The 5,519-nt window shown below is 45.8% G+C and carries 4 protein-coding genes; all 4 read left to right on the top strand.

Annotated features, from left to right (window positions below):
• A partial coding sequence (locus A3761_RS14885) for a DUF3570 domain-containing protein (RefSeq protein WP_156491873.1) occupies positions 1–548 on the top strand: 548 nt, incomplete at its 5' end.
• A gap of 21 nt (positions 549–569) precedes the next feature.
• On the top strand, positions 570–1,154 hold the full coding sequence (locus A3761_RS14880) for an AraC family transcriptional regulator (protein WP_068553281.1): 585 nt from the start codon (positions 570–572) through the stop codon (positions 1,152–1,154).
• A 1-nt stretch (position 1,155) separates the two neighbouring features.
• A complete protein-coding gene (locus tag A3761_RS14875; protein WP_068553280.1) occupies positions 1,156–3,192 on the top strand; it encodes a tetratricopeptide repeat protein in 2,037 nt (678 codons plus the stop codon).
• Positions 3,189–5,519, top strand: a 2,331-nt coding sequence (locus tag A3761_RS14870) for a tetratricopeptide repeat protein (protein WP_068750424.1), incomplete at its 3' end; no start/stop codon positions are given. The genes A3761_RS14875 and A3761_RS14870, both read left to right, overlap by 4 nt.

The raw sequence follows: 5,519 nt of genomic DNA, 5'->3' as shown, positions 1-5,519 counted from the left end.
ATCGCGTATACCGCTATCAGAGTGGTTCATCTTTCGAGACAGCTACTGAAAAATACCCGCAAACACGAACCAGTACAGCTGTTGCACTTCGTTCTCTTTACTACTTGCCGTATCGAGCATCGATTAAAGCAGAGTATCGTTATTTCACTGACAGCTGGGGGATAGAAGCGGATACCTTCGAACTTCAATATATTCACCCGGTTGGTCCTTCTTGGGTCTTTGAGGGCCGATATCGTTATTACCAGCAAACCAGTGCAGACTTTTATAGTGACCTTTTCCCCTTTCAGGACTCACAAGACTTTATGGGGCGTGATAAGGAATTGAGTACCTTTAGTGATTATACGATTGGTTTAGGAGCAAGTTATATTTTTGGTAAAGGTGCCATCCCACATGTAGATAGGCTAAAGCTAACGGCTTTGGTTGATTACTTAGAATTTTCCTATGACAACTTCAGAGATGTGACCAAACCTTCTACTGTTGCAGGAAACGAACCTTTGTATGGTTTCGATGCGTGGGTCACGCGTATATCGGTCACGATGGAATATTAGAGAGAATTGGGGAAGAGTTAGATGAATAATAAAGCGACCAGAAAAGCATTGAAAAGCATACTCTTGTTTGCTGTATGCCTAGTTTCAGTGAGTAGCTTTGGTGAGGAGTCAGCGACCGAGCCGGGTGCGGTTATCGAAAAACAGTCTGCGCCTGTGGCGGACAAGCCTGTTGCCTTGAGTGTGGCGCAGCTGAAGAAAAAGGTCATCAAGCTGAATCGAGACCTGTTTATTCTGGAAGAAGATTTGCTGTTTCCGGCAAATACCCAGTTTGTTGTTTATCTGAGTCTGGATACGGGTAAATTCTTCAAGCCTGACAGCGTGACCTTAAAGCTGAATGATGAAATTGTTGCTAGCCATTTGTATACGCAGCGTCAAGTCACAGCATTACGAAAGGGCGGTATGCAGCGTTTGCATATGGGTAACTTGAAGAGTGGCGAGCACGAGCTAACGGCCGTTGTAAGCGGGCTCGGGCCTGATAAGCGCGAGTACAAAAAAGCTGCCACCATGCTATTTGAAAAGGCAAGTGATATTGCTTCGCTAGAGATTCAGATAAGCGACCAAAGTGAAAACTATCAACCTCATGTTGAAATCGTTGAGTGGAACTAGCGTGCTAAAAACTTATCTTCCTGAGCAAACTCAGCGCTTTGTGAAAGCACTGATTACCTTGTGTATTCTCTGCGTGAGTCTGTGGACGGGTGTTGCTCAGTCTTCAGAAGCAAAGCTGGTTGATGAGTACCCGGTATATCAACGTGCTCAAGACTTAAATTACGGTCAGGTACTGTTCCAGTACCATCAAGGAAATTTCTTTGAAGCTTTGAGCGCGCTAAATGTTGCCAAGCTCCGTTCCGGAATCCAGGGGCATGGCCAGCATCCGGAATTAGTGGAGGGGGGGCTGATGCTCTCTTACGGAATGGTCGAAGAGGCCAAACTAGTATTTGAGACGCTTCTAACCAAGCAAATTTCATTGAGCGATCGTAACCAGGCTTGGTACTACTTAGGTAAGGTCTTCTACCTTACCGCCGATGATAAGCGCTCTTCAGAAAGTTTTGACAAAGTACAGATGCAGCTTTTGCGAAAGGAAAAGCCTCATTTGTTCCATGAAATGCTCTATATGAAAGGACTATTGATCGGACGGGATCATAGTATCAAACAAGAAAATAAACCCCTTATGCTTGCAAGCTTGATTAGCCAGATTCCTCCTGGCAACTTATGGCGACAGTACCTTCAGTATAATGCCGCCGTTGGTGGATTAGCGGCAGCGTCTAATACGAACTATGAAGTGGTTCGAAGTGTTGCTTTGCGAGATTTGAAGCGCTTGGCAGCTGGTTTGCTTAATCAAATAGATGAACTCTATAGTCAGTCGAATGATGTTGGTGCTGGGGAGCGTATTAACTTACGAGAACAGTGTTTGCTAAGCCTTGGGCAGCTATACCTTCAGCAGGGAGACAATCAATCCGCTTTAGGTGTCTTACGCGAAATCAGAAAAGATAGTCTGTTATCTGACCAGGCACTTTTCGCTTATTCAGTTGCTGCGACTAACCTTGGTCAGCACGGCTTGGCGCTCGAAGCTTTAACGTTGTTGAAAGAGCGCCCACAATTTACGCCCTGGTTACAGCAAGTGCCTTATGCTTTGTCCTATCTGTACGAGCAAATGGGTGAAACAAAGCTTGCACTCCAAAGCTACCGAGTGGCTGTTGAGCATTATGAATCTTTACAAGAGCGTTTTGGCAGACAAGCACAAGAGGTCGATGAGTCGCGTTTGATTGCCGCCTTGAACCTTTCACGCCCCTTAGGTGATGCGAAGTTAGTGAATGATGCCTATGGCATGCTAAATGTTCAGCCTAATGACTATAGCTTTGCACACCTTCTGGCAACGGATGCGTTTCAGCGCCAGGTAAGTGAGCTGCATGAGCTGTATAAGTTAGAAGAATCTTTATCTCAATGGGCTAGCCAGCTGGACTCATTCGACACCATGATGGCAACGCGTATTGCGCTTCGTGAAGACAAAATACAGCAAACAAAGCAAGCGATGGAGAACCAGGACGCTGCACACTGGGAAGATGAGCAGGACAGGTTTGCTGCGGCGATTAATCATGCCAGCGAGACTGAAGACTTGCGATTCTTTATGAATGAGGAGCAGATTAAATATGCCAAGAAAATTGAGCAAGCCGAGTCATCGTTAGCACTTATTCCACATGATCATCGCAAGCGTAGCCGTTACGAACGGCGCTTGAATCGAGTTAAAGCCTATTACGATTGGTGGTTGAGTGAGTCCTTTAGTGACAATCGTTGGCAGGCGGTCAAACAACTTCGTGCACTCGATCGTGAAATGGCAGAATTTAATGAATATCAAGCTAAGTTACGTTCAAAACTGGAGTCTGATGGTGGCAATGAAGCGCTAGCAAAGAGAGTTTCTGAAGGAAGAGAGCAGCTAGCGCTAATTAGAACGGAGTTAGACCAGAGTCTTGCGCAAGCAAGAAATAAACTTGTTGCTTTGGCCAAACAGGATTACGAAAAGCAAATCGCTGAAGCGGGTGTTTATTTGAAGGCTTCGCGAGAGTCATTAGCCCGAATTTCAGACCAGGTTTATCATTCGGATTCTGCAGAGAAAACCAGCATGACGACAGAGGAGGCTAGCTTGTGAGTTTACTTAGAACAGCATGCTTGCTTACCTTGTTATTTGCTTTGTCAGGCTGCCAGCTATTTGACTCCAGAACCTATCCCTTATATGGGCCTGAAAGTATTGCTTCACTTCAGCCTGCTGTCTTGATGATTGATAGAGAGGCATCTTTAAGTCTTGAAATTTCAGAAGTTATCGAGAATTACACTCGTCTGCTACCTATGCTGAAAGACCCTGAAACGCAAATGAAGGTTCTGCATCGCTTAGCCGATCTTAAGCTTCAGAAAGGTGAATTATTAATGGCAGAGCAGGCTGTTGATGAGCTGGATATCGCTATCACTGCTTATTTAGGTCTGCTTGAAAAGTATCCAGACAGAGAAGATAACGATCACGTCTTATATCAATTGGCAAAGACCTATGAGTTGAAAGGTTTGCGTGATCAACACCTGAAGATACTGACACGAATTGCCGAGCAATACCCGGGCTCAAACTATTATGCCGAAGTACAATTTAGACGCGGAGAGATCCTGTTCACTGACGAACTGTATAGGCTGGCCGAGCAGGCATTTTCTGCCGTGATTCTGACTGAAGCGCCTAAAGAGGAAAGCCCCTTTTTGGCTAACGCCCACTACATGCAAGGCTGGAGTTTGTTCAAACAGGCAAAATACTCTTTAGCGCTGGTAAGCTACAGCCGCGTGTTAGATTTATTGTTAAGTCAGGACTCGGCTGATCAAGATAAAGCCTCGGCCTTGGTTGCGAATCAGCATCAAACTCTGGTCGAAGACTTAATGCGCGTTATGAGTTTGTCGTTTTCTTATTTGGGTGGGGCAGAAAGCTTGGGGGCTCTGTTTGCAGAAACGGGCCAGCGACATTATGAGCATGTTGTTTACTCCAGCTATGCAGACTTCCTGTTGAATAAAGAGCAGTTTAGTGACGCGGTGTTAGTTTATAAGAACTATATTGCCAGGCAGCCACTGAGTTTGTGGTCGCCAAAATATCAAATGCAGATCATCACTGTGCTGGTTCACGCAGGCTTTAAGAAAGATATCTACCCCGAGAAAGTGCGATTTGTTGAGACTTATGGCTTAGGCAGTGAATTTTGGCAAACGCATGCTCCGAAGCCAGAGCCTGAAGGTGCTACCGACTCGCTGGGCTATACAAAAGAACAGCTGGAGCCACTGTTAAAAGAGTTAGCTGATCGCCATTACGTTAAAGCCGGCCAGTTACGCAAGGCTGCTAAGAAACGTTCTGCCAGCAAGCAAAAAACGCTCGATGAATATACGCTTTCTGCTCGATATAACCGTGCCTTTACCGAGACCTTTCCCAATCATTCAGACTTGCCAGAGCGCCTAGTATTATTGGCTGAGAGCGAGACACAACTGTCACATTTTCCAGAAGCGATCTCGGCTTTCGAAAGAGCTGGTTATGAGTTCTCAGAATTTTCTGGTCGTAGTGATGCGGCTTACGCTTCCGTGCTGCTCTATGATGATTACTTAAAGAGCATCAAAGCCTTGCCAAAAGATAAGCTGCCAACAGAGCAAGAGGCAAGGCAAGCTCTTCTGGAAAGCTTAAGTATTAAGCGGGAGCAGGCTCAAATGCGTTTTGTTGATATTCACAAGCAAGACAATAGAGCGGTTCCGGTTTTGTACCTCGTGAGCTCTGAGTATTTTGACAGGAAAGATTATCAGGGGGCATTACCTTTGGCTCAGCGCCTGATTGACTGGCCGACTTCGTTTGAAGGTGCGCCCAAGCTTGATAAACAAACCTTATTAGAAAGTAGTTTGATTAAAGCGCACAGTTTGTATGCTTTAAATGACTTTGTTCTGTCAGAAGGTGCGTATCAAGAGGTATTGACCCAAATGCCTGCAAAGGACAAGCGCCGGGCTGCAACAATTGAAAGCCTGGCTGCGAGTGTCTTTAAGCAGGCAGAGGCGAAGTTGGCAGATGGGCAGACTTTGCTAGCCGTTGACGAGTTTCTTCGCGTGGGGCTTGTTGCTCCGACTTCCACCCTCAGAGCCAGCGCAGAATATGATGCCGCAGGTTATTTGATTGAATTAAAAGAATGGCATCGTGCTATCGACGTTATTTCAGACTTCAGAAAGCGTTACCCAAAGCATAATTTACTCGATACGCTGCCTGCTAAAATGGCTTTGGCTTATCGTGAAACCGAACAGTGGGAAGCAGCGGCCGGAGAATTGCGTATTATGCGTAAGCTGGCAAAAACCGAGCAGGAAAAGCAGGATATTCAGTTTATCGTAGCGGAGCTATACGATAAGGCTGACAACAAGAAAGAGGCGATACTCAGTTACCGGCTTTATGCGAATACCTATGCCGAGCCAGCTGATGTCTAT

It is taken from the genome of Oleiphilus sp. HI0123, assembly GCF_001635315.1.
This window is presented reverse-complemented; position numbering and strand designations above follow the sequence as displayed.